Below are 24968 nucleotides of genomic sequence, written 5' to 3'. Positions count from 1 at the left end.
TCCCAATTTCTCGCTTGACTGAGCAGTGTTGTTGTTCTAAAGTGGGAAAACGTGTTGAAAAGTGGGTAAACGGGGGCGAGGCGAGAGATGTTCGAAGGCGCGGCGGCACTAAATCTGGATGCGAAGGGACGGCTTGCCATACCGGCAAGGCACCGTGAGTCCCTGCTCGCCGCCAGTGAGGGCGCGCTGGTCCTGACGGCGCATCCGCATCGCTGCCTGCTGCTTTATCCGTCGCCGGCCTGGCAGCCGATCCGTGAGCAGATTCTCAAGGCCTCGAGCCTTGATCCGCGTTCGGCCTCGATCAAGCGCGTGCTGGTGGGTAATGCCCGTACCGAGGAGCTCGATTCCGCCGGCCGCATCCTGGTTGCGCCGGAGTTGCGCGAGTACGCCAAGTTCGAGAAGACCGTTTATCTGGTCGGCATGGGAACGCACTTCGAGATATGGAGCGAGGCCGGCTGGAAGCAGCAGAATGACCTGGCCGCGGAGGCGCTGTCCGGCGACTTGCCGCCGGGCTTCGGGGATCTTGTCCTGTGACCCGCGGTGCCGCCCATGTGACGGTACTGCTCGAGGAGGCGGTGGATGCGCTGGCGATCAAGGCCGATGGCATCTACGTTGACGCCACCTTCGGGCGCGGTGGCCATAGCCGCCGAATTCTTTCCGAACTGAGTGAAAAAGGCCGCCTGGTCGCGGTCGACCGAGACCCGCAGGCGATTGCGGCGGGCGCGGCTATCGCTGATTCCCGGTTTTTGCTCGTGCACCGCGCTTTTGGCGAACTGGCCGAGGCGGCGGACGAGGCTGGCGTGGGTGATGTTGATGGGGTTTTGTTTGATGTAGGGGTGTCGTCGCCGCAAATCGACGACGGGGAGCGCGGCTTCAGCTTTCGCTACGACGCGCCGCTCGACATGCGTATGGATACGACGCAGGGCGAGACGGCGGCCGAGTGGCTGGCGCGGGCCGAGATAAGAGACATCACGGAGGTCATTAGAAATTATGGCGAAGAACGGTTTGCTTTCCAGATTGCAAAGAAGGTTGTGGCTGCTCGGATCGAACAACCTATTGTCACAACAGGTCAGTTTGCGGCCCTCGTACGCGAGACCGTGCGCACCCGTGAGCCAGGGCAGGACCCGGCGACGCGCAGCTTTCAAGCTCTACGGATTCATATCAATCAAGAACTCCGCCAGTTGGAGATAGCACTGCCGCAGGCGCTCGGCTTGCTGAAGCCGGGTGGCCGACTGGTGGTGATCTGTTTTCACTCGCTCGAAGATCGCATCGTCAAGAACTTCATGCGCAACGAATCGGTGGCCGATGATCTGCCCAAGGGTTTGCCCTTGCGTGCTGACCAGTTGCCGAAGCCGAAGCTGCGCCTGGTCGGCAAGCCCATCAGGCCATCCGTGGCGGAAATCAATGCCAATCCGCGGGCACGCAGTGCCGTGATGCGCGTGGCCGAGAAACTGTAATGCTGCGTTTCAATGTGATCCTTCTCATGATCGTCGTCTTTTGCGCCCTGGGTGTGGTGACTTCCCAGCATCGGGCGCGCAAGCTGTTTCAGGCGCTCGAGACGGAGCAGGAGCGGGCGCGTCAGCTTGATGTCGAATATGGCCAGTTGCAGCTCGAGATGTCGACCTGGGCCAATCACCCGCGGATCGAAAAGATCGCTCGCGAGCGCCTGCATATGGTGACGCCGAATTCCGCCGTAGCCAAGGGGGCGCACTGATGGTTGTACGCCGTCGCCCGCAACGTGGTCACCGTTTTACCGAGAGCCCGGTGCTGCAACTGGCCTTGCAGGGCTGGCGTTCGCGCACCGTTGGGTTGCTGCTCATGGCCGCGTTTCTGGCGCTCGTGGCGCGCGGCTTCTATTTGCAGGTCATCAATAACGACTTCCTGCAGCAAAAGGGCGATTCGCGCTATCTGCGCGACATCGAGATTTCTGCCTCGCGCGGCAAGATCGTCGACCGCAACGGCGACATGCTGGCCGTGTCGACGCCGATGAAGACGATCTGGGCCATTCCAGGCGATGCGCGGACGATGAATGGCGAGCAGAAGCGCCAGCTGGCCGGCATGCTCGACATGAATGTACGCGAGCTGGATGGCAAGATCGCTTCCGAAAAAACCTTCACCTTCGTCAAGCGTCAGGTGTCGCCGGAGACGGCTGATCGTATCGGCGCACTGAAATTTCCCGGGGTACATCAGGAAAAGGAATATCGCCGCTTTTACCCGACCGGCGACATGACGGCCCACATCGTCGGCTTTACCGGCGTGGATGACAAGGGGCTGGAGGGCGTCGAGCTGGCTTTCCAGAACAGTCTGCTCGGCCGTCCGGGCAGCCGCACCGTTATTCGTGACCGGCGCGGCAATATCGTCGAGGACGTCGGCGCGACCAAGCCGCCGCAGGATGGCAAGGATGTCCGCCTGGCGCTCGATTCCAAGATTCAGTACCTCGCCTTCAGCCAGCTCAAGGCGGCGGTCGAGGCCAACAATGCCAAGGCTGGCGGCGCCATCGTCATCGATTCGCGCACCGGCGAAATTCTGGCGCTGGCCAACTGGCCGACTTACAACCCGAACAACCGCGAGCGCCTGTCCGGGGCGCAATTGCGCAATCGCGCGATTACCGACACTTTCGAGCCGGGGTCGGTGATGAAGCCGTTTACGGCGGCGCTGGCACTCGAAAAGGGCAAGGTTCGCTTCGACACCATCATCAATTGCGCGCCGGGTCGGATGACGATTGGCAGCGCGACCATTTCCGATGCCCATCCGCATGGAGCACTGAGCGTGGCGGAGGTCATCCAGAAATCCTCCAACGTCGGTACGGCCAAGATTGCACTGGGTTTTCCGCCGAAAGAGATGTGGGAGATGTTCGACAGCGTCGGTTTCGGCCAGATGCCGAACCTCGGCTTCCCGGGCGAGGTCAATGGCCGCCTGCGGCCGTGGAAGAACTGGCGGCCGATCGAGCAGGCGACGATGTCCTACGGCCACGGCATTGCCGTCAGCCTGGTTCAGCTGGCCCGGGCCTACACGGTTTTTGCCCATGACGGCGAGCTCATGCCGCTGTCGCTGACCAAGATCGACGACGCGCCGCCGCATGGCGTTCGCGTCTTTTCGCCGCAGACCATGCGCGAATTGCGGGTCATGCTCGAAATGGCCGTCCAGCCGGAAGGTACGGCGCCCAAGGCGCGCGTTGCCGGCTATCGCGTTGGCGGCAAGACGGGGACGGCGTACAAGATCGAGGGCGGGGTTTATGCCCGCAAATACGTCGCTTCTTTCGTCGGCATCGCGCCGATCAGCGATCCGCGTCTGGTCGTTGCCGTGATGATCGACGAGCCGACCGGCGGCGCCCACTACGGTGGTGACGTGGCCGGCCCTGCGTTCTCGCAGATCGTTGGTGGGGCGCTGCGCACCCTTGGTGTGCCGCCCGACGCGCCGATCCAGGTGGCCGATGCTTCGAGTGGAAAGGGCAAATTGTGAGCACCCCGCGCGAACTACTCGACCGCCTCGAAGCCATGGGCGTCACGCCGACCGGCGTTGCCGACGACAGCCGTCAGGTTCAGCCGGGCGATCTCTTCCTGGCTTATCCGGGGGATTTGTCCGATGGCCGCCGCTACATCGCCGACGCGCTGGCCCGCGGTGCCGTCGCCGTGTTCTGGCAGCCGGGCGGTGATTTCAATTTTGGCCAAAATTTCCCGTTGACCGTGGCAAACCTCCCCGTCGACGCCCTGCGTCCGCTGGCCGGCCCGCTCGCCCATGCCGTCTATGGTCACCCGAGCGAAGGGTTGTCGCTGATTGCCATCACCGGCACCAATGGCAAGACGACGATCAGCCAGTGTTTGGCCCGTGCCTACCCGAAGCCCTGCGCCATCATCGGCACGCTTGGCGCCGGCTTCCCCGAGGCGCTGACCGAAACTGGTTTCACGACGCCCGAAGCGACAACCCTGATGCGCTATCTGGCCAGCTTCCGGGCCGATGGTGCAGTGGCCTGCGCGCTCGAGGCCAGTTCGATCGGCATCGAAGAGGGCCGGATGAATGGCGCCCGCGTCGATGTCGCCGTGTTCACCAACATGACGCGCGATCACCTCGATTACCACGGCACGATGGATGCCTACGCCGAGGCCAAGAAAAAGCTCTTTCTCTGGCCGCGCCTGCGCACGGCAATCGTCAATCTGGACGACGAATTCGGTCGCCTGCTGTCGCGCGAAACGACGGCCATGCGCATCCTCGGCTACGCCATCGGCGAGCAGCGGCGCGATTACCCGGCGCTGGTGCGTGCCGAAAACCTGGTCGATACCCCGTTCGGCCAGCGCTTCAGCCTGGTCCTGCCGAATGGCCGGGCGACCGTCGAAACCGTTCTGGTCGGTCGCTACAACATCTCCAACTTGCTGGCCATCGCCGCCGTCCTACATGACGCCGGGGTCCAGGCTTCTGAAGTGGCACGTCGTCTGTCCGAACTGACGCCGCCGCCGGGCCGCATGGAACGTGTCGGCGGCAATGGCGAACCGCTGGTCGTCATCGATTATTCGCATACGCCGGATGCTCTGGAAAATGCGCTCGTTGCGCTGCGTCCGGTGGCCGTTTCGCGCGGCGGCAAGTTGTCCGTCGTCTTCGGTTGCGGCGGCAACCGCGATCCGGGCAAGCGTCCGTTGATGGGCGAAGTGGCCGAGCGTCTGGCCGACCGCGTGCTGGTCACCAGCGACAACCCGCGCAACGAACAACCGCTGGCCATCATTGAGGCCATCGTCGCCGGCATGCAGCAGGCCGAAGTTGAGGCCGACCGCGCCGTCGCCATCCGGCGCGCCATCCTCGAGGCCGAGGCCAGCGACGTGGTTCTGCTCGCCGGCAAGGGCCATGAAACCTATCAGGAAGTTTCCGGCGTCCTCCATCCCTTTTCCGACATCGAGCAGGCCAGCGCGGCGCTGGCCTTGCGCCGTCCCCAATCGAAGGAGGTAGCGCAATGAAGTGGCTGCTCTCACAAGTCGCCACGGCGACCAATGGCCGTCTGATCGGGCCCGACGTCGACGTGACCGGCGTATCGACTGATACCCGTACCGTCGCCGAAGGCCAGCTATTCATCGCCCTGAGCGGCGAACGTTTCGACGCGCATGATTTTCTCGATCAGGCGGTCGCCTCCGGTGCCGTGGCCCTGCTCGTCTCCAATGAAAGCAAGGTGCCGGCTGGCGTTTCCGCCGTCGTCGTCGATGACACCCGTCTCGCCCTCGGCCGCTTCGCCGCCGCCTGGCGCGCCCAGTTCACGCTGCCGGTGATCGCCGTGACCGGCTCCAACGGCAAGACGACGACCAAGGAAATGGTCGCCGCCATTCTCAAGGCCCAATTCGGTGCCGCCGTGCTGTCCACCCGCGGCAATTTCAATAACGACATCGGCCTGCCGCTGACCTTGCTTGGCCTGCGCCTCTCGCACCGCGCCGCCGTCATCGAGATGGGCATGAACCACCCCGGTGAGATCGCCTACCTGGCGCCGATCGGCGCGCCGACAGTCGCACTGGTGACCAACGCCCAGCGCGCCCACCTTGAAGGCATGGGCGACATGGACGAAGTGGCCCGCGAAAAGGGCAGCATCTTTGGCGGTCTGCGGCCGAATGGCGTTGCCGTGATCAACGCCGACGATGCCTACGCCGATGTCTGGCGCGGCATGGCTGGTCAGCATACCGTGCGTACTTTCGGTATCGATCACGCCGCCGATGTGCACGCTGCTGTCCGTCAGCACGGCCTCGAAATCGCCATCGAACTGACAGCAGCCGAGGGCGAAGCAGCGATCACGCTGCATATTCCTGGCCGTCACAACGCCCGCAACGCGGTTGCCGCCGCCGCTGCCTGTCTGGCTGCCGGTGTGCCGATGGCCGCCGTGGCGGCAGGGCTGGAGGCCTTTAGCGGCGTCAAGGGTCGTCTGCAACGGCGGGCCGGCAACAAGGGCGCCGAAATTCTTGACGATACCTACAACGCCAATCCGGACTCGGTCCGCGCCGGTATCGACGTTCTTGCCGCGACCATCGGCCGCAAGCTCTTCGTGCTCGGCGACATGGGCGAAATCGGCGAGGCCAGCGGCCAGTATCACGACGAAATCGGCGGTTACGCCAAGAGCCAGGGCATCGACCGCCTGTTCGCGCTCGGCGACGCGGCGCAACTGGCCGTCCACAACTTCGGCGAAGGCGCTCGGCATTTCTGCAATATCGAAAAGCTGATTGCTGCGGTCGACAAGGAACTGGGCCCGGAAACCACGGTGCTGGTCAAGGGCTCGCGCTTTATGAAAATGGAACGCGTGGTCGATGCGCTCGCCGCGCCGGCCGCCGCCGAGGAGAATCACTGATGCTGCTGGCACTCGCCCAATGGCTCGCCCAGGACGTTCGCTTTTTCAACGTCTTCAACTACATCACGCTGCGTACCGTGCTGGCGACGCTGACCGCGCTGCTCATCTCGTTTGCCGCCGGCCCCGGCGTCATCCGCTGGCTGGCCGCCAAGAAGATCGGTCAGGCGGTGCGCAACGACGGGCCGCAAACCCACCTCGTCAAATCGGGGACGCCGACCATGGGCGGCGTGCTGATCCTGATTTCGATCGGCATCACGACCTTGCTCTGGGGAGACCTGACCAATAAATACGTGTGGACGGTGCTCATCGTCACCCTCGGTTTTGGCATCGTCGGTTGGTACGACGACTGGAAAAAAGTGGTTTATCGCGACCCGAAAGGCCTGTCGGCTGGCTGGAAGTATTTCTGGCAATCGTTGCTCGGTCTCGGCTCAGCGCTCTTCCTGGCTTTCTCAGCCACGTCCGGTGCACAGACCGAACTGATCGTTCCCTTCTTCAAGACCATCGCCTACCCGCTCGGTATCGTCGGCTTCATCACTCTGACCTACTTCGTCATCGTCGGTACCAGCAATGCGGTCAATCTGACCGACGGTCTCGACGGCCTGGCGATCATGCCGACCGTCATGATCGCCGGCGCCTTCGCCATTTTCGCTTACGTCACCGGCCACGCCGGGCTCTCCAAGTATCTGCTCATTCCCTATGTGCCGGGGGCGGGCGAGTTGTGCATCCTGCTTGGCGCGATTGCCGGGGCCGGGCTTGGCTTCCTGTGGTTCAACGCCTATCCGGCCGAAGTCTTTATGGGCGATGTCGGCGCGCTGTCGCTCGGCGCCGCACTCGGCACGGTCGCCGTCATCCTGCGTCAGGAAATCGTGCTGCTCATCATGGGCGGCGTCTTCGTCGTTGAAACCTTGTCGGTCATGCTGCAGGTCAGCTACTTCAAATACACCAAGAAGAAGTTCGGCGAGGGCCGCCGCATCCTGCGCATGGCGCCGCTGCATCACCACTTTGAGCAATCGGGCTGGAAGGAGACGCAGGTCGTCGTCCGCTTCTGGATCATCACCATCATGCTCGTGCTGGTCGGGCTGTCTTCCTTGAAGTTGCGCTGATGGAACTCAAGGGCAAACGCGTTCTGGTTGTCGGGCTCGGTGAGTCCGGACTGGCGATGGCCAAATGGCTGCATCGCCAGGGCGCGCTTGTCCGCGTCGCCGATTCGCGCGACAACCCGCCGAACGTCGATGCCCTGCAACGTGTTGCGCCGGGGGCCGAACTGATTGCCGGGCCGTTCGTTGAAGCCCCGTTTGCCAGCGCCGATCTGGTGGCTCTGTCGCCGGGTGTTGCCAAGGCCACGCCGGTGATTGCTGCGGTCAACGGCAAAATAGTGTCAGAAATCGAATTGTTCGCGGCCGGCGTGCGCGAGCAGGTGCCGGGCTCGAAGATCATCGCCATTACCGGCAGCAACGGCAAGACCACCACCACGGCGCTGACCACCCATCTGCTCAACGGCGCCGGCGTACCGGCCATTGCCTGCGGCAACATCTCGCCGTCGGCGCTTGATGCCTTGATGGATGCGCAGGATGCCGGCAAATTGCCGCAAGTCTGGGTGGTCGAGCTGTCCAGCTTCCAGCTCGAAACGACGCATCACCTTCATGCCGCAGCCGCCACCGTCCTCAACGTCTCGGAAGATCACCTCGACCGCTACGAAGGTAGTCTGGCCAATTACGCCGCTGCCAAGTCGCGTGTCTTCCAGGGCAAGGGCGTCATGGTGTTGAACCGTGACGACGACTGGTCGATGGCCAACGGCCGTTGCGGTCGGACGATGGTGACTTTCGGCCTGAATGTCGCGCCGCGCAGTGTCGATTATGGTTTTGCCGATGGGGCAATCCATCGCGGCAAGGAAAAGCTCGTCGCGCTGGCCGACCTCAAGCTGTCCGGTCTGCACAACGCCGCCAACGCCATGGCCGCGCTGGCCCTGTGCGAGGCCGTCGGCGTTGCGCCAGCTGGCCTGATTGAGCCGCTCAAGTCCTTCGCCGGTCTGCCGCACCGCGTCGAAACCGTCGCCGAAATCGACGGCGTGCTTTACGTTGATGATTCCAAGGGCACCAACGTTGGCGCCACGCTGGCCGCAATCGAAGGCATGGGCCGCAAGGTCGCCATCGTCCTCGGCGGCGACGGCAAGGGCCAGGATTTCTCGCCGCTCAAGCCTGCCCTCGAAAAGCACGGCCGCGCCGTGGCGCTGATCGGCCGCGACGCCGCCGCCATCGGCATGGCTCTCGAAGGCAGTGGCGTGCCGACGCGCATTCTGGGCGACATGGAAGCCGCTGTCCGCTGGCTGGCCGGCCACGCTCAAACCGGCGATTGCGTGCTGCTTTCACCGGCCTGCGCCAGCCTCGACATGTACAAGAATTACGCTCACCGCGCCCAGGCCTTCATCGACGCCGTGAAGGGGCTGCAATCATGATGATCGGCGCCCTCGATTCGCCGCGCCGGCAAGTCGCCGAGATCGACTACGCGCTGCTGTGGAGCGTGTTGATCCTGCTCTTCTCCGGGCTGGTCATGGTCTATTCGGCCTCCATCGCCATCGCCGAAGGCGGCCGTTTCACCGGGCATCAGCCGGCTTATTACCTGGTTCGCCACGGTGTCTTCCTGTGCATCGGGCTGGTTGCCGCCGCAGTCACTTTTCAGGTGCCGCTGTCGCTGTGGCAGAAGAACGCGCCTTACCTGTTCATGATCGGCGTCGCCCTGCTGGCGCTGGTGCTGATCCCCGGCATCGGCCGCGATGTCAATGGCGCCCGCCGCTGGTTGTCGCTCGGCTTTGCCAACCTGCAGCCGTCCGAACTCATGAAGCTGTTTGCCGTGCTCTACGCCGCCGACTACACGGTGCGCAAGATTAACGTCATGCACGACCTCAAGCAGGCCTTCCTGCCGATGTTCGGTGCCATGGCCGTGGTCGGCATGCTGCTGCTCAAGGAGCCGGACTTTGGTGCTCTGGTCGTCATCATCTCCATCGCCATGGGCATCCTCTTCCTCGGCGGCCTCAAGGCACGGCTGTTCGCGCTGCTCATCGTCGGTCTGCTCATTGCCTTCGCGATCATGATCATCGTCTCGCCTTACCGGCGTGACCGGGTGTTCGGCTTCATGGACCCGTGGGCCGATGCCTACGGTCGCGGCTACCAGTTGTCGCATTCGCTGATCGCCTTCGGTCGCGGCGAACTGTTCGGCGTCGGCCTCGGCGCCAGCGTCGAAAAACTGTTCTACCTGCCGGAAGCGCATACCGACTTCCTGCTCGCCGTGATTGCCGAAGAGCTGGGCTTCTTCGGCGTCGTCGCGATCATCGCGCTGTTCGCGTTGCTCGTTCAGCGCGCTTTCGCCATTGGCCGCCAGTGCGTCCAGCTCGACCGTCTCTATCCGGCGCTCGTCGCCATGGGCATGGGCATCTGGTTCGGCGTCCAGTCCTTCATCAACATGGGCGTCAACATGGGCCTGCTGCCGACCAAGGGCCTGACCCTGCCGCTCATGAGCTTCGGCGGCTCGGGCGTGTTGGCCAACTGTGTGGCCTTGGCCATTCTCTTGCGGGTTGATTGGGAAAATCGCCAATTGATGCGCGGAGGCAAGCTATGAGCAAGACGATCATGATCATGGCCGGCGGGACCGGCGGCCACATCTTCCCGGCCCTGGCTGTCGCTCACTCGATGCGCGATGCCGGTTGGCGCGTCGTCTGGCTCGGCAATCCGGATGGGATGGAAGCCCGTCTGGTGCCGCAGCATGGCTTCGAGATGGTCAATCTGAAATTCGCCGCCCTGCGCGGCAAGGGCCTCCTGCGCAAGCTGCTGCTGCCGGTCAATCTGCTTAAAGGCTTCTGGCAGGCGCAAAAGGCCATTCGTCAGGTGCAGCCCGATGTTGTGCTCGGCATGGGTGGCTACATCACCTTCCCGGGCGGCATGATGGCAGTGCTGCTCGGCAAGCCGCTGGTTGTCCATGAGCAAAATTCGGTGGCCGGCCTGGCCAATCGCGTCCTGGCTGGCGTTGCCGACCGCGTCGTGACCGGCTTCCCGGATGTGCTGAACAAGGGCATCTGGGCCGGCAATCCAGTGCGTCCGGAAATCGCCAAAATCGCCCCGCCAGCCGAGCGCTTTGCCGAACACGCCGGCGCCTTGCGCGTGCTGGTCATCGGCGGCAGCCTCGGCGCCCAGGCACTGAACGAGATGGTGCCCAAGGGCATGGCCCTGCTGGCCGAATCCGAGCAGCCGCAGATCGTCCATCAGGCTGGCGAAAAACATATCGAGGCGCTCAAGGCCAATTACGCCGCGGTCGGCGTCCAGGCCCATTGCGTTTCATTCATCGAAGACATGGCCGGCGCCTACGAATGGGCCGATCTGGTCATCTGCCGGGCCGGTGCGCTGACCGTGGCCGAACTGGCGGCCACCGGCGTAGCCAGCATCCTCGTGCCCTTCCCGCATGCGGTCGATGACCACCAGACCGGCAACGCCAAGTTTCTGGTCAATGTCGGCGGCGCCTTCCTGCTGCCGCAAACCGAACTGACGCCGGAGTCGATTGCGCTGATCCGCAACTATTCCCGCGGTCAACTGCTGGAAATGGCTGAAAAGGCCCGCAGCCTGGCCAAGCCCGATGCCACCGAAGAAGTGGCGACTATTTGTGCAGAGAGCGCGAAATGAAACATAAAGTCAAACACATCCACTTCGTCGGCGTCGGCGGTTCGGGCATGAGCGGCATTGCCGAAGTGCTGGCCAATCTCGAATACACGGTCAGTGGCTCGGACATCGCGGCGAGCGCCACGACACGTCGTCTGGAAGGCGAAGGCATCAAGGTCATGATCGGCCACGCCGCTGAAAACATCGCCGGGGCCGACGCGGTCGTCACGTCGACGGCAGTCAAGGCCGATAATCCGGAAGTCGTCGCCGCCCGCGAAAAGAAGATCCCGGTCGTGCCGCGCGCCCAGATGCTGGCCGAACTGATGCGCCTCAAGCACGGCATCGCCATCGCAGGGACGCATGGCAAGACCACCACGACCAGCCTGGTCGCCAGTATCCTGGCCGAGGGCGGCATCGACCCGACCTTCGTCATCGGCGGGCGCCTCAATGCGGCAGGGGCCAATGCCCGTCTCGGCAGCGGCGATTTCTTGGTGGCCGAGGCCGACGAGTCGGACGCCTCCTTCCTGTTTTTGTCGCCAGTCATTTCGGTCGTCACCAATATCGACGCCGACCACATGGAGACCTATGGCCATGACTTCGAGCGTCTGAAGTCGGCCTTCGTCGAGTTTCTCAATCGCCTGCCGTTCTATGGCGTGGCCGTGCTCTGCGGTGACGACGTCAATGTGCGCGACATCATGCCGCGCGTGCCGAAGCAGATCATCACCTACGGCCTGTCACCGGAGAACAATTTCTACGCCGAGAACATCGTCGCCGAGGATGGCCGGATGCGTTTCGACTGCGTCCGCGTCAATGGCACGACGACCCGCCTGGCCATCACGCTCAACACGCCGGGCCTGCACAATGTGCTGAATGCCCTGGCGGCCATTGCCGTGGCCACCGAAGTGCAGGTTTCCGACGCCGCCATCGTCAAGGCACTGGCCGAGTTCAAGGGCGTCGGCCGCCGCTTCCAGCGCTATGGCGAAGTGGCGCTGCCGGACGGCGGCAGCTTCACGCTGGTCGACGATTACGGCCATCACCCGGTCGAAATGGCCGCCACGCTGGCTGCTGCACGTGGCGCCTTCCCTGGCCGTCGTCTCGTGCTGGCCTTCCAGCCGCACCGCTACACGCGGACGCGCGATTGCTTCGAGGACTTCGTCAAGGTGCTGAGCACGGTCGATGCGCTGCTGCTGGCCGAAATCTACGCCGCCGGCGAAGCCCCCATCGTCGCTGCCGACGGCCGTTCGCTGGCCCGCGCCCTGCGCGTCAGCGGCAAGGTCGAGCCGGTTTTTGTCGAGGACATCGCGGCGATGCCGCAAACGATCATGGATGTCGCCCGCGATGGCGACGTGGTGTTGTGCATGGGGGCCGGCTCGATTGGCGCCGTTCCCGGGAAAGTGGCAGGTCAGGTATGAACTTCCACGGTCAACCGGAAAAAATGCCCAAAATTGAAAAGCTGTCTGGAGCAAAGCATGTCTGATTTCGGCAAAGTCGCCGTGATGTTCGGTGGAACCTCCGCCGAGCGTGAAGTTTCCTTGAACAGCGGTTCGCGCGTGCTGGCCGCCCTGCAAGGGCAGGGCATCGACGCTCATGCCTTCGACCCGGCGTCGCAACCGCTCGACGCGCTAAAAGGCTACGACCGCGCCTTCATCGCGCTGCATGGCCGCCACGGCGAAGACGGCACGATTCAGGGCGCGCTGGAAGTCATGCACATTCCCTACACCGGCTCCGGCGTGCTCGCCTCGGCGCTGGCCATGGACAAGTTCCGCACCAAGCTGATGTGGCAGGCGGCCGGCCTGGCCATTCCCGAATACGCCCTGCTCACGGCTGACTCCGATTTCGGCGACATCGAGGAAGAGCTCGGCCTGCCGCTTTTCGTCAAGCCGGCCCGCGAAGGCTCGTCGATTGGCGTGACCAAGGTCAAGGAGCGCGGCGCGCTCAAGGCGGCCTACGAAGAAGCCGCCCGCCACGATCCGCTGGTCATCGCCGAAAAGGGCGTCATGGGTGGCGAATACACGGTCGGCATCATCGGCGACGAAGCCATGCCGATCATCAAGATCGAGCCGGCTACCGAGTGGTACGACTACGAAGCCAAGTACAACCGCGACGACACGCGCTACCTGTGCCCGTGTGGCCTGCCCGAAGCCAAGGAAATGGAAATCCGCAAGGGCGCGCTCGAAGCCTTTCGCGTCCTCGGCGGCCGCGGCTGGGGCCGCGTCGATTTCCTGATGGACGAGGACGGCAAGCATTACTTCCTCGAAGTGAATACTGCGCCGGGCATGACTGACCATTCGCTGGTGCCGATGGCGGCCCGCGTCAATGGCATGGATTACCCGACGCTGGTCCGCCGTGTCCTCGAACTCGCCACCAACGACTGAGCCAATGAATGTGGAACAAACCGCACCTGCTCAACGCCATTGCCGACCTGCTCATGCTGGTTGCCGCCGCGGCGTTGCTGGCCGCCGGTGCTGTCTGGCTGGTGCGCGTGCCGTCGCTGCCGGTCAAGCAGGTGGTGTTTGCCGAGCCGCTGCCGCACACCCGGCGCGGCGAAGTGGAGCAGGTTTTGCCGGGTTCGCTGAAGGGCAATTTCTTCAGCCTGAATCTGGAGCAGGTGCGCGGTTCTCTCGAGAAGCTGCCCTGGGTGCGCAAGGTCGACGTGCGTCGCCAGTGGCCGGATCGTCTGGAAATCAGGATCGAGGAGCACAAACCGGTGGCGCGCTGGGGCGAGGGGCGCGGCGAGCTGGTCAACAGCTACGGCGAGGTCTTTGCCGCCGGTCTGCCGGAGAGAGAGGCGACCAACTTGCCGCTGCTCTTCGGGCCGAACGGAACGGCGCAGGAGGTTTTGAAGCATTACAGCGAGTTTGTCGGCTCGTTCGGAACAGTCGGCGAAAAGCCGGTACAACTCACGCTGTCGCCACGGCTGGCCTGGCAGCTCAAGTTGCAGAACGGCATGTTGGTGGACATCGGGCGGGAACAGCCGAAGGCGCCGGTCGGTGTACGACTGCAGCGCTTTTTGGAAATTTATCCGGAAACGGTCGCCAGGCAGGCGGTCCGGCCGGCAGTCGTGGATTTGCGGTATCCGAATGGTTTCGCCATGCGAATGGCGGGCGAGGGGAAGGGAAAGTAAGCATATGAGCAGGGACAACAAGGATCTGGTCGTCGGTCTCGACATCGGGACATCGAAGATCGTCGCGCTGGTCGCCGAGATCAACCAGGAGGGCAATCTCAACGTCATCGGCATGGGCTCGCAAGATTCGCGCGGCCTGAAGAAAGGCGTCGTGGTGAACATCGAGGACACCGTGCACACCATCAGCCGCGTCGTCCAGGAAGTCGAGCTGATGGCCGACTGCAAGGTGACCAACGTGTACACGGGCATCGCCGGCAGCCACATCAAGAGCTTCAACTCGAACGGCATGGTGGCGATCAAGGACAAGGAAGTCACCCAGAGCGACGTCGAACGCGTCATCGAAACGGCCAAGGCCATGCCGATTCCGGCCGATCAGGAAATCCTGCACATCCTCACCCAGGAATTCGTCATCGACGGCCAGGACGGCATCCGCGAGCCGATCGGCATGAGCGGCATGCGCCTCGAAGTGAAGACGCACATCGTCACCGGCGCCGTTTCGGCGGCCCAGAATATCGTCAAGTGCGTGCGGCGCTGCGGGCTCGAGGTCAATGATCTCGTGCTACAACCGCTGGCCTCCAGCTACGCCGTGCTCTCCGAGGATGAAAAGGATCTTGGCGTCTGCCTGATCGACATCGGCGGCGGCACGACCGACATCGCCGTGTGGACACAGGGCGCCATCCGCCACACCTCAGTCATTCCCATCGCTGGCGACCAAGTCACCAACGATATCGCCATGGCCCTGCGCACGCCGACCCGCGAAGCCGAAGACATCAAGTGCAAATACGGCTGCGCTCTGTCGCAACTCGCCGATGCCGCCGAAAACATGGAAGTCGCCGGTGTCGACGACCGGCCGAGCCGCAAGCTGAGCCGTCGCGCCCTGGCCGACGTCATCCAGCCGCGTGTCGAGGAGCTCTACGAGCTGATCCAGAACGAGCTGCGTCGGGCCGGTTTCGAGGAGGTGCTGTCGTCCGGCATCGTCCTGACCGGCGGCGCCAGCGTCATGCCGGGGATGGTCGAGCTGGGCGAGGAAATCTTCCACATGCCGGTTCGCCTTGGCAACCCGAAATACACCGGCAGTCTGGCCGACGTCGTGCAAAGCCCGCGCTTCTCGACCGCCTATGGCCTGCTGCTCGAAGCCCAGGCCCAGCGCAAGCGCGGCCAGAAGATCCAGGAAAAGCAGGGCTTCAAGGACGTCTTTGACGGCATGAAGTCGTGGTTTGCCAAGAATTTTTGATTTGTTGTTGAACAGTTTTTTCAGAGGAGGTAGTCATCATGTTTGAGATCATCGAGAAAGACGAAGATGCCGGTACCATCATCAAGGTATTCGGCGTGGGTGGTGCGGGTGGCAATGCCATCGAGCACATGATTCGCGAAGGCGTCAGTGGCGTTGAATTCATTGCCGCCAACACCGACGCTCAGGCGCTCAGCCGCAATGCCGCATCGAGCAAGCTGTCGCTCGGCAAGACCGGCCTCGGCGCCGGTGCCAAGCCGGAAGCCGGCCAGGCCGCTGCCGATGCCCACCGTGAAGAAATTCGCGCTTCGCTCGAAGGCGCCCACATGGCCTTCATCACGGCCGGCATGGGCGGTGGTACAGGTACCGGCGCCGCTCCGGTTGTCGCCGAAATCGCCCGCGAAATGGGCATCCTGACCGTTGGCGTGGTCACCAAGCCGTTCAGCTTTGAAGGCAACAAGCGCATGAAGTCGGCTGAAGCCGGCATCGCCGAATTCTCCAAGCATGTCGATTCGCTGATCGTCATTCTCAATGACAAGCTCATGGAAGTGATGGGCGACGACGCCGATGTCGACGATTGCTTCCGCGCGGCCGACGACGTGCTGAAAAATGCTGTTGGCGGTATCGCCGAAATCATTACCTATCCGGGTCTGGTCAACGTCGACTTCGAAGACGTCCGTACCGTCATGGGTGAAATGGGCCGCGCCATGATGGGCTCCTCCGCTGCTGCCGGCGTTGATCGCGCCCGCATCGCCGCCGAGCAGGCCGTTGCCTCGCCGCTGCTCGAAGGTATCAACCTGTCCGGCGCCCGTGGCGTGCTGGTCAACATCACGGCGGCCAAGGGCGGCCTCAAGATGAAGGAAGTCAACGAAGTGATGAACACCGTCAAGGCCTTCGCTGCTGACGATGCCCACATCATCTTCGGTGCCGTCTATGACGAACTGATGGGCGACGCCCTGCGCGTCACCGTCGTGGCCACCGGCCTCGGCCAGGTTGCCGCAGCCCGTGCCCGCCAGCCGGAAGTGTTCACCCAGCCGGTTCTCGTTCAGGCTACTGGCACCAGCGACGCCGTCGCCTTCTCGAACGGCCCGGCCATCGACTACAACCAGATGGCTGACGTCCCGGCCGTCGTCCGCAAGCGTAATGTGACCGTCGAGGCTCTGGCCAACAGCGGTGTCGATCGTTACGACATTCCGGCTTTCCTGCGCAAACAGGCGGATTGATGTAACAAAAACTCTCTCTGAAAAAGGGTGGTGACGGCTTGTGTTACAATCCGTCACCTTCCCCAATCATTCAAGCACTTAGCATGCTCAAGCAACGCACGTTGAAGACAGTCATTCGCGCCTCCGGCGTTGGCCTGCACGGTGGAGTCAAGGTCAATATGACCCTGCGCCCGGCTGCCCCGGATACCGGCATCGTCTTCCGCCGCGTCGATCTGCCGGAACCACTGGATATCCCTGCCAAGGCTTTCATGGTCGGCGATACGCGCATGTGCTCCTGTCTCGAAAAGGACGGGGTCAAGGTTGGTACCATCGAACACCTGATGTCGGCCCTCGCCGGCCTCGGCATCGACAATGCCTGGATCGATCTGGATGCGCCCGAAGTGCCCATTCTCGACGGTTCGGCTGCGCCGTTCGTTTTTCTGATCCAGTCCGCTGGCATCGAGGAACAGAACGCTGCCAAGAAATTCATTCGCGTCACCAAGCCCATCGAAGTTCGTGACGGCGACAAGTGGGCGCGTTTCGAGCCTTACGACGGTTATCGTCTGACTTTTTCCATCGTTTTCAACCATCCGGCCATCGACAAGTCGGCCCAGAAGGCCGAAATCGATTTCGCCGAGCAGTCCTATACTCGTGAAGTTTCGCGCGCCCGGACCTTCGGTTTCATGCAGGAAGTCGAATACCTGCGTGAAAACGGTCTGGCCCTTGGTGGCGGACTGGAAAACGCCATCGTTCTCGACGAATTTCGCGTCCTCAATCAGGACGGCCTGCGTTACGGCGACGAGTTCGTCAAACACAAGATTCTCGACGCCATCGGCGACCTCTACCTGCTTGGTCATCCGCTGCTCGCCGCCTATTCGTCGCACAAGGGCGGCCACGCTATGAACAACCAGCTGGCCCGCGCTCTTCTCGAACAACAGGACTGTTGGGAAATCGCCACCTTCGAGCAAGCGGAGCACGCGCCGAGTGGTGTCACCCGCTGGCTCGCCCAGGCAGCCTGATTCCTTTGCCGAGCCACTCATGCCTTTGTCGACGTCGCCTGGCCGTGCCAAAGCACTGTCTGCGGCTCGTCTTCGCGGCCTGAGCGCCCCGGCCAAGGAATAGCGATGTGGCTGCTGCGTCTGCTGGCAGCCATCCTTGTCGTGGCGATAGGTGCCGGCCTGCTGGTCTACACGTTCACCGGCAACCGCTACTACCTCGCCCTGAGCTGGCGTCTTTTCAAATACGGGATCGTTTTCGCGCTGGTCGTTTTTGCGCTGATGTTTATCGAGCGCCTGGCGATCATTCCACTCTAGCGGCGCGCTTCAGCAGATTGTCCAGAGCCTTCCTGAGCGGGCCTTCCGGTAGTGTGTCGGTGGTTGATTGCAGTATGCCGATTGCCTTGTCGGAGAGCGGCTTTTGAGTCGAACTTGTTGATTGGGAAGGAATTTGGCGGGGTTGTACTTTTACCTCGATGCCGCTACACTCCGCCCCGCCTTTCGATAACTCGTTGCTCAAGCGCTGACTTAACTGGCGAATCTTGGCAGCGACCGCGCCGTTATCGGCGTGGATAATGATTGTCCCCAGCTTGTAATTGGCAACGTGAGCCGAGTGGCGCAGCCCTGCCGGGGCGACCGCTTCGAAGCGACGTGAGAGCTTGAGCAACAACCGGGCGTGGGCCATGACCCTGCCGGCGGCGGCGTCCTTGTCGAGATAGTACTCAGGCCCTTTGTACATAGGAGGTTCCATGCAGATTATTCTGGTTTCGCGCCATCTGAAGGCGGCGAGAACAGTCACCATTATGCCTCGGCATCTGGTGATGGCGCTGTTCGTCTTCGTGGTGCTGGTCTTTTCGACCTCGGCGCTGTTCTCCTGGCTGTCGGTTCACCTGCGTCTGCCGCTGGTCGAAGATTTGATGCTGTCCATGCAGCAACAGGAGGCCAAGAAGACGCGGGACCACCTCAACAATAATCTGCAGTTGATGGCGACCAGGCTGGGTGAATTGCAGGGCAAGGTCATGCAGCTCGACACCTTGGGCGAACGCATGTCCGGGCTGGTCGGCATCAAGCGCCCGCCTGTGGCCGATGTGGCCAAGCCAGGTCAGGGGGGGCCTTACATCGCCGCGCCGATGTCGGCCATTGAACTGCAGCACGAGATCGATCGACTGGCCGGTGAGGTCGAGCAGCGTAGCGATGACTTGGCTTTCCTGGAATTCAAGTTGCTTGAGAAGCGGGTCAAGGATCGCCTGTTGCCGACAATATTGCCGGTCAAGAACGCTGCCCTGGGGTCGCCGTTCGGTCATCGCAACGATCCGATTGCCGGCCTGCGTTCGATGCACGAAGGAATGGATTTCTCTGCCGAGACTGGCACGCCGGTTGTCGTCGCGGCTGCCGGTGTGGTGCTGTCGGCCGCCTATCATCCCGAATACGGCAATCTGATCGAAGTTGACCATGGCGAGGGGCTGACGTCCCGCTACGCTCACCTTTCTCGTATGGATGTTCAGGCGGGTAGCCTGATCAAGCGCGGAACACAGATTGGCGCCGTTGGTACGACCGGGCGGTCGACCGGGCCACATCTGCATTTTGAGGTGCGCATGCTGGGTGTTGCCCAGAATCCGGCCCACTTCCTCAAGCAGGGTGACGAATACGCGCTGGTCAAGCGCCGTTAAGCTGTCTCGAATCCCCTTGATTTAGGTCGTCATCATCGGGTCATGGGGGCGTGTTAGAATCGTCGCTTTGCCGCACTGCGCAAACCTTGCTGCACAACCCAATTTCATCGCGATGATATCCGGCCTACTCAAAAAGATTTTCGGCAGCCGCAACGACCGGCTGATCAAACAATATTCCCAGGCAGTCAAGCGCATCAATGCGTTTGAACCGGCCATGCAGGCGCTCAGCGATGACGCCTTGCGTGCCAAGACCGACGAATTCCGTCAGCGCCACGCCAACGGCGAATCGCTTGACGCGCTGCTCCCGGAGGCTTTTGCGGTAGTTCGCGAAGCCGGCGTCCGGGCTCTCGGTATGCGGCATTTTGATGTCCAGATGATCGGCGGCATGGTGCTGCATGACGGCAAGATCGCCGAAATGCGCACCGGTGAAGGCAAGACGCTGGTCGGCACGCTGCCGGCCTACCTCAACGCCATCTCTGGCAAGGGTGTCCATGTCATCACGGTTAACGACTATCTGGCGACCCGTGACTCTGACTGGATGGGCCGTCTGCACCGTTTCCTCGGCTTGACTGTCGGCGTCAATCTGTCGCAGATGGATCACGAGGCCAAGCAAGCCGCCTACGCTGCCGACATCACCTACGGCACCAACAACGAATTCGGTTTCGACTACCTGCGTGACAACATGGTCTATACGGCCGGCGAACGCGTGCAGCGCACCCTGAACTTCGCCATCGTCGACGAAGTCGACTCGATCCTGATCGACGAAGCCCGGACGCCGCTGATTATTTCTGGCCAGGCTGAAGACCACACCGATCTTTACCTGCGCATGAAGGATGTTGTTCCCAACCTGACGCGGGCGATGGAAGAAGCTGACGCGGGCGATTACTGGGTCGACGAGAAGGGCCATCAGGTTCACCTCTCGGAAACCGGTTACGAACACGCCGAGCAGTTGCTGGCCGAACACGGCCTGCTCAAGGAAGGCACCAGCCTTTACGACGCCGCCAACATCACGCTGATGCATCACCTCAATGCTGCGCTGCGTGGCATGACGCTATTCCACAAGGATCAGCATTACGTCGTGCAGAACGACGAAGTGGTCATCGTCGACGAATTTACCGGCCGTCTGATGACGGGGCGCCGCTGGTCCGATGGCTTGCATCAGGCCGTCGAAGCCAAGGAAGGCGTGAAAATTCAGGCCGAGAACCAGACCCTGGCCTCGATCACCTTCCAGAACTACTTCCGGATGTACAACAAGCTGTCCGGCATGACCGGCACGGCCGATACTGAAGCTTACGAATTCCACCAGATCTACGGTCTTGAAACGGTCGTCATTCCGACCCATCGGCCGATGGTCCGCAAGGACATGAACGATCTCGTCTACAAGACCGCTGACGAGAAGCACACGGCGATCATCGCCGATATCAAGGATTGTTCGAAGCGTGGTCAGCCGGTGCTGGTCGGTACGACCTCGATCGAGGCTTCGGAGCTGCTGTCCAGTCTGCTCGACAAGGAAAAACTGCCGCATCAGGTCTTGAACGCCAAACAGCATGCCCGCGAAGCGGAAATCGTTGTCCAGGCCGGTCGACCGGGAATGGTGACCATCGCTACCAACATGGCCGGTCGCGGTACTGACATTGTGCTTGGCGGCAATATCGAGAAGCCGCTGGCCGCCATTCGTGATGACGAGTCGCTGCCGGCCGCTGAACGGGAGCAGAAGGCTGCCGCGATGAAGGCCGAGTGGCAGGAAGTGCACAATGCCGTGCTGGCTTCTGGCGGCCTGCACATCATCGGCTCCGAGCGTCACGAGTCGCGTCGCATCGACAACCAGTTGCGCGGCCGGGCCGGTCGGCAGGGCGATGCCGGTTCTTCGCGCTTCTACCTGTCACTCGACGACCCACTTCTGCGCATCTTTGCCGGCGAGCGTCTGCGCTCCATCATGGACAAGCTCAAAATGCCGGAAGGCGAAGCTATCGAGCATCCGCTCGTTACTCGCTCGCTGGAATCCGCGCAGCGCAAGGTTGAGGCTCGCAACTTCGATATCCGCAAGCAGTTGCTCGAATACGACGACGTCTCCAACGACCAACGCAAGGTGATCTACCAGCAGCGTAATGAGCTGCTGGAAACGGACGATATTTCCGAAACCATCACCGCCATGCGCCAGAGCGTCATCGCCGATGTCTTCCGTACCTACGTTCCGGCCGAGTCGGTCGAAGAACAGTGGGACATGGAAGGCCTTGAGCAAGCCTTGGCTACCGAACTGCAGATCAATGCCTCGGTTGCTCAGTGGTTCAAGGACGAGCCGACGCTGTCCGACGAAGAAATCCTGGCCCGTATCACCAAGGAAGCTGACGAAGCCTATCGGGCCAAGGTTGAACTGGTCGGTGCGACCAACTTCCAGCAGTTCGAGCGCAATGTCATGTTGCAGAGCCTCGACAGCCACTGGCGCGAACATCTGGCGGCGCTCGACCATCTGCGTCAGGGTATCCATCTGCGCGGTTACGCCCAGAAGAACCCGAAGCAGGAGTACAAGCGCGAAGCTTTCGAGCTCTTCGAAGGCCTGCTTGACCTCGTGCGCAAGGAAGTCACTCGCATCGTCTTTACCGTGCAGATTCGCTCGCCGGAAGATGTTGAGGAAACCGCCCCGCACGCCGATGTGCAGAATGTCCAGTACCAGCACGCCGGGTTTGACGAGGCGTTGGGCGATGTGGGCGAGGTGCCGCCACAACAGCCGGCCGACACAGGGCCAAAGGTTGGACGCAACGATCCTTGCCCCTGCGGTTCGGGCAAGAAATACAAGCACTGCCACGGAAAACTGTCCTGATTTTTGCTGATTCCCCCCAAGGCACCCGCGAGGTGCCTTGATGCTTTTGGAGCCATGAGAATGCCTGTCAATTACGCTACCCCTGCCGCCGATCAACTTTTCCCGGTCGCCGGGGTTCGTCTCGGTGTTGCCGAGGCCGAAATCCGCAAGAAAAACCGTCGCGACCTGACGCTGGTGGCGCTTGACGCTGGTTGCACGGTCGCCGGCGTGTTCACCCAGAACCGTTTCTGCGCGGCGCCGGTGCAGATTTGCCGCAAGCATCTGGCTGCGGGGAATGAAATCCGTGCGTTGGTCGTCAATACCGGCATCGCCAACGCCGGGACCGGCGAGCCGGGGCGTCAGGCGGCGCAGGAAACCTGCGATGCGGTCGGCGAATTGCTCGGTATTTCGGCCGGGCAGGTCTTGCCCTTCTCGACCGGCGTCATTTTGGAACTGTTGCCGGTGGACCGCATCAAGGCCGGCTTGCCTGCAGTGTTTGCTGACCTCAAAGCCGACAACTGGCATGCTGCGGCGCACGGCATCATGACCACCGATACGGTCGCCAAGGCCGCTTCGCGGATTGTTACGGTCAACGGGAAAAAAGTGACAATTTCGGGAGTTTCCAAGGGCGCCGGCATGATCAGGCCGAACATGGCGACCATGCTCGGTTTCCTCGCCACCGATGCCGGCATCGCCCAGTCGCTGCTCGACAAGCTGGTCAGGGAAGCGGCAGATGCTTCGTTCAACTGCATTACCGTCGATGGCGACACTTCGACCAACGATTCCTACGTGATGATTGCCACCGGCCAGTCCGGCGCCAGCTTTGCCGCTGAAAGCGATGCCGGCTGGGCCGAGGTCAAGGCCGCGATCATTGCCGTCTCCGTCGAACTGGCGCAGGCCATCGTCCGTGATGGCGAAGGGGCGACCAAGTTCATCACTGTTGCCGTTCAAGGCGGCAAGGACGTCGAAGAATGCCGCAAGGTCGGTTATGCCATCGGCCATTCGCCATTGGTCAAGACGGCCTTTTTCGCCTCCGACCCCAATCTTGGCCGGATTCTGGCTGCCGTTGGCTACGCCGGTATCACCGACCTCGATGTCGATGGCGTGAAGGTCTGGCTTGATGACGTGCTGGTCGCCGAAAAGGGCGGTCGGGCGGCAGCGTACAAGGAAGAGGATGGCGCCCGCGTCATGGCCCAGGCTGAAATCACGGTGCGTGTCGACCTCGGTCGCGGCGCAGCGCAGGCCAATGTTTACACCTGCGATTTCTCCTACGATTACGTGAAGATCAACGCCGACTACCGGTCCTGATGACTGAAATCCGCCGCGACCTGGCCCGCAATACGCTGGCCATCCTCTTTATCCTCGGGCTGATTGGCCTGTCGCTCTGGGTGCTGCTGCCATTTCTGGCGGCGACGGTCTGGGCGGTGATGATCGTGGTCGCCACCTGGCCACTGTTCAAGTCGCTGGAAGCTCGGCTGGGCAATCGGCGGGGACCGGCCGTGGCGATCATGTCGGTGGCCATGTTGCTGCTCCTGGTGCTGCCATTGTGGATGGCGGTTGACACCATTCTTGACCATTCTGCGCAGTTGACCGCGGCCGGCAAGTCGTTTGCTGCTGACGGCCTTCCGCCGCCGCCGGCCTGGGTCAAATCGCTGCCGCTGGTCGGCGAACGCGTGGCAGTCGCCTGGGCTCAGCTCGATGCGGCTGGTACGACTGGTATTGTCAATAAAGTGACGCCCTATGCGGCCGATACGGGCAAGTGGGTACTTGCTCAGGTCGGCGGTATCGGCGGCATGCTGATCCAGTTTCTGCTCGTCGTGACGATTGCCGCCATCCTCTATTCCGGCGGTGAAACCGGGGCGCGCATGGCGCGGCGTTTCGGTCACCGGCTGGCTGGCGAGCGGGGCGAAAATTCGATCATTCTGGCCGGTCAGGCGATTCGTGGCGTGGCGCTCGGTGTTGGCGTCACCGCCATCGTGCAGACCGTCCTGGGAGGCATCGGGCTGGCCGTTGCCGGTGTGCCGTTCGCCTCGTTGCTTTCGGCCATCATGCTCATGCTATGCATCGCCCAGGTTGGGCCCTTGCTGGTTTTGCTGCCGGCGGTCGGCTGGATGTACTGGATGGGTGATACGGGATGGGCGACGGGCTTGCTGATCTGGAGCCTGATCATCGGCAATCTCGACAATTTCTTGCGCCCGATGCTCATCCGGCGCGGCGCCGATCTGCCGCTGCTGCTGATTTTTGCTGGCGTCATTGGCGGCATGCTGAGCTTCGGCCTGATCGGCATCTTTGTCGGCCCGGTCGTGCTGGCCGTGACCTACACGCTGATGCTGGCCTGGATCGAGGACGTGCTGGGCAAGGATGAACCAGAACCCGAGCCGCCGGCCTCAGAGCTTCCTGAGACGGATCATTCGGAACCAGCCGCCGGCTAGGGCTGGCTGGTCGTGCTCGAGCGCCAGGCTGGGCGCTTCGCTGAGCAGATCCTCAAAGACCACATCCAGCCGGGTTGCTACCCGGCTTACCAGCGGGTTGATCAGCCGGCGCAGAATGGCAGGTTGTCCACGCCGCAAAAACTTGTCGAAAACAAGCACCTGCCCGCCGGGTTTGAGCACCCGCTCGATTTCCGCGAAGCAATGGGCCGGTTGCGGCACGACGGCCAGAATCAGGTGCAGCACGGCGCTGTCGAATGAGGCATCGGCAAACGGCAGGCGCTGGGCATCGCCCTGAACCTGAACGAAATCGACGTGGCCGGCCCGGGGCAGGGCGCGGCGCAGCATGGCCTGATTGAGGTCAAGGCCGACGTAATGATGTTGCGGCGGCAGGTGCGGCAGGTCTAACCCGGTGCCGACGCCGGCCAGCAGAACCTTTCCTGCCTCCTTCGGCAGAGCCGACAGGCTGCGCGCCCGGGCGGCGTGCGTGGCGCGGGCTATCGCCGCGTCGTAGAACGGGGCGATCAGCGTGTAGCTGTGGCGCAGGCTCAAACCAGG

Annotated in this window: 23 protein-coding genes; 21 read left to right on the top strand and 2 right to left on the bottom strand. The window is 62.4% G+C overall.

Annotation, left to right across the window (positions count from 1 at the left end):
- Positions 1 to 87: 87 nt before the first annotated feature.
- The 17 genes from mraZ (at position 88) to KI613_RS17500 (ending at position 17829) form a co-directional block, all read left to right on the top strand.
- Positions 88 to 534: a division/cell wall cluster transcriptional repressor MraZ gene (gene mraZ / locus KI613_RS17580; protein WP_226401794.1), complete on the top strand. Its 447-nt coding sequence runs from the start codon at positions 88 to 90 to the stop codon at positions 532 to 534.
- A complete protein-coding gene (gene rsmH, locus KI613_RS17575; RefSeq protein WP_226401792.1) occupies positions 531 to 1457 on the top strand; it encodes a 16S rRNA (cytosine(1402)-N(4))-methyltransferase RsmH in 927 nt (308 codons plus the stop codon). Before mraZ ends, rsmH begins: the two co-directional genes overlap by 4 nt.
- Complete coding sequence (gene ftsL, locus KI613_RS17570) at positions 1457 to 1714, top strand: cell division protein FtsL (RefSeq protein ID WP_226401790.1); 258 nt, start codon at positions 1457 to 1459, stop codon at positions 1712 to 1714. Before rsmH ends, ftsL begins: the two co-directional genes overlap by 1 nt.
- Entirely contained in the window at positions 1714 to 3462 is a 1749-nt protein-coding gene (locus KI613_RS17565; protein ID WP_226401788.1) for a peptidoglycan D,D-transpeptidase FtsI family protein, read from the top strand. Before ftsL ends, KI613_RS17565 begins: the two co-directional genes overlap by 1 nt.
- Positions 3459 to 4946, top strand: coding sequence for a UDP-N-acetylmuramoyl-L-alanyl-D-glutamate--2,6-diaminopimelate ligase (locus KI613_RS17560; RefSeq protein WP_226401786.1), 1488 nt, complete (start codon positions 3459 to 3461; stop codon positions 4944 to 4946). The genes KI613_RS17565 and KI613_RS17560 overlap by 4 nt, the downstream gene beginning before the upstream one ends.
- A complete protein-coding gene (locus tag KI613_RS17555) occupies positions 4943 to 6313 on the top strand; it encodes a UDP-N-acetylmuramoyl-tripeptide--D-alanyl-D-alanine ligase (protein ID WP_226401784.1) in 1371 nt (456 codons plus the stop codon). Before KI613_RS17560 ends, KI613_RS17555 begins: the two co-directional genes overlap by 4 nt.
- Positions 6313 to 7416 (top strand): phospho-N-acetylmuramoyl-pentapeptide-transferase, encoded by a 1104-nt coding sequence (gene mraY / locus KI613_RS17550; protein WP_226401782.1) that lies wholly within the window; start codon positions 6313 to 6315, stop codon positions 7414 to 7416. The genes KI613_RS17555 and mraY overlap by 1 nt, the downstream gene beginning before the upstream one ends.
- Positions 7416 to 8768, top strand: a complete 1353-nt coding sequence (gene murD / locus KI613_RS17545; protein ID WP_226401780.1) for a UDP-N-acetylmuramoyl-L-alanine--D-glutamate ligase — start codon at positions 7416 to 7418, stop codon at positions 8766 to 8768. Before mraY ends, murD begins: the two co-directional genes overlap by 1 nt.
- Positions 8765 to 9928 carry a putative lipid II flippase FtsW gene (gene ftsW, locus KI613_RS17540; protein WP_226401778.1) on the top strand — a complete coding sequence of 388 codons (1164 nt, stop codon included), beginning with the start codon at positions 8765 to 8767 and terminating at the stop codon, positions 9926 to 9928. The genes murD and ftsW overlap by 4 nt, the downstream gene beginning before the upstream one ends.
- Positions 9925 to 10983, top strand: a complete 1059-nt coding sequence (murG, locus tag KI613_RS17535; RefSeq protein WP_226401766.1) for an undecaprenyldiphospho-muramoylpentapeptide beta-N-acetylglucosaminyltransferase — start codon at positions 9925 to 9927, stop codon at positions 10981 to 10983. The genes ftsW and murG overlap by 4 nt, the downstream gene beginning before the upstream one ends.
- On the top strand, positions 10980 to 12371 hold the full coding sequence (murC, locus tag KI613_RS17530) for a UDP-N-acetylmuramate--L-alanine ligase (RefSeq protein ID WP_226401764.1): 1392 nt from the start codon (positions 10980 to 10982) through the stop codon (positions 12369 to 12371). The genes murG and murC overlap by 4 nt, the downstream gene beginning before the upstream one ends.
- 57 nt (positions 12372 to 12428) lie before the next feature.
- Positions 12429 to 13334 (top strand): D-alanine--D-alanine ligase, encoded by a 906-nt coding sequence (locus KI613_RS17525; protein ID WP_226401762.1) that lies wholly within the window; start codon positions 12429 to 12431, stop codon positions 13332 to 13334.
- An 8-nt stretch (positions 13335 to 13342) separates the two neighbouring features.
- Complete coding sequence (locus tag KI613_RS17520) at positions 13343 to 14083, top strand: cell division protein FtsQ/DivIB (protein ID WP_226401760.1); 741 nt, start codon at positions 13343 to 13345, stop codon at positions 14081 to 14083.
- 4 nt (positions 14084 to 14087) lie between these two features.
- Positions 14088 to 15317 (top strand): cell division protein FtsA, encoded by a 1230-nt coding sequence (ftsA, locus tag KI613_RS17515; RefSeq protein WP_226401758.1) that lies wholly within the window; start codon positions 14088 to 14090, stop codon positions 15315 to 15317.
- 38 nt (positions 15318 to 15355) lie between these two features.
- Positions 15356 to 16537, top strand: coding sequence for a cell division protein FtsZ (gene ftsZ, locus KI613_RS17510; RefSeq protein ID WP_226401756.1), 1182 nt, complete (start codon positions 15356 to 15358; stop codon positions 16535 to 16537).
- Positions 16538 to 16620: 83 nt separating this feature from the next.
- Positions 16621 to 17535, top strand: coding sequence for a UDP-3-O-acyl-N-acetylglucosamine deacetylase (gene lpxC / locus KI613_RS17505; protein WP_226401754.1), 915 nt, complete (start codon positions 16621 to 16623; stop codon positions 17533 to 17535).
- A gap of 105 nt (positions 17536 to 17640) precedes the next feature.
- Complete coding sequence (locus tag KI613_RS17500) at positions 17641 to 17829, top strand: hypothetical protein (protein WP_226401752.1); 189 nt, start codon at positions 17641 to 17643, stop codon at positions 17827 to 17829.
- Here KI613_RS17500 and KI613_RS17495 read toward each other — a convergent pair.
- On the bottom strand, positions 17816 to 18250 hold the full coding sequence (locus tag KI613_RS17495; RefSeq protein WP_226401750.1) for a DciA family protein: 435 nt from the start codon (positions 18248 to 18250) through the stop codon (positions 17816 to 17818). The genes KI613_RS17500 and KI613_RS17495 overlap by 14 nt on opposite strands.
- 10 nt (positions 18251 to 18260) lie before the next feature.
- Here KI613_RS17495 and KI613_RS17490 point away from each other — a divergent pair, with 10 nt between their 5' ends.
- From KI613_RS17490 to ydiK, 4 genes are all read left to right on the top strand, one after another.
- Positions 18261 to 19181 (top strand): M23 family metallopeptidase, encoded by a 921-nt coding sequence (locus KI613_RS17490; RefSeq protein WP_226401748.1) that lies wholly within the window; start codon positions 18261 to 18263, stop codon positions 19179 to 19181.
- Positions 19182 to 19293: 112 nt separating this feature from the next.
- Positions 19294 to 22002, top strand: coding sequence for a preprotein translocase subunit SecA (secA, locus tag KI613_RS17485; RefSeq protein WP_226401746.1), 2709 nt, complete (start codon positions 19294 to 19296; stop codon positions 22000 to 22002).
- Positions 22003 to 22062: 60 nt separating this feature from the next.
- Complete coding sequence (argJ, locus tag KI613_RS17480) at positions 22063 to 23289, top strand: bifunctional glutamate N-acetyltransferase/amino-acid acetyltransferase ArgJ (RefSeq protein WP_226401744.1); 1227 nt, start codon at positions 22063 to 22065, stop codon at positions 23287 to 23289.
- Entirely contained in the window at positions 23289 to 24413 is a 1125-nt protein-coding gene (gene ydiK / locus KI613_RS17475; protein WP_226401742.1) for an AI-2E family transporter YdiK, read from the top strand. Before argJ ends, ydiK begins: the two co-directional genes overlap by 1 nt.
- On the opposite strand, the gene KI613_RS17470 is transcribed toward ydiK, so the two are convergent.
- Positions 24369 to 24962 (bottom strand): class I SAM-dependent methyltransferase, encoded by a 594-nt coding sequence (locus tag KI613_RS17470; protein WP_226401740.1) that lies wholly within the window; start codon positions 24960 to 24962, stop codon positions 24369 to 24371. The genes ydiK and KI613_RS17470 overlap by 45 nt on opposite strands.
- Between the last annotated feature and the right edge of the window lie 6 nt (positions 24963 to 24968).

The organism is Ferribacterium limneticum (assembly GCF_020510585.1).
Lineage (GTDB): Bacteria > Pseudomonadota > Gammaproteobacteria > Burkholderiales > Rhodocyclaceae > Azonexus.
The sequence above is the reverse complement of the archived record's forward strand: the minus strand, read 5'-3'. Positions and strand labels throughout refer to the sequence as shown.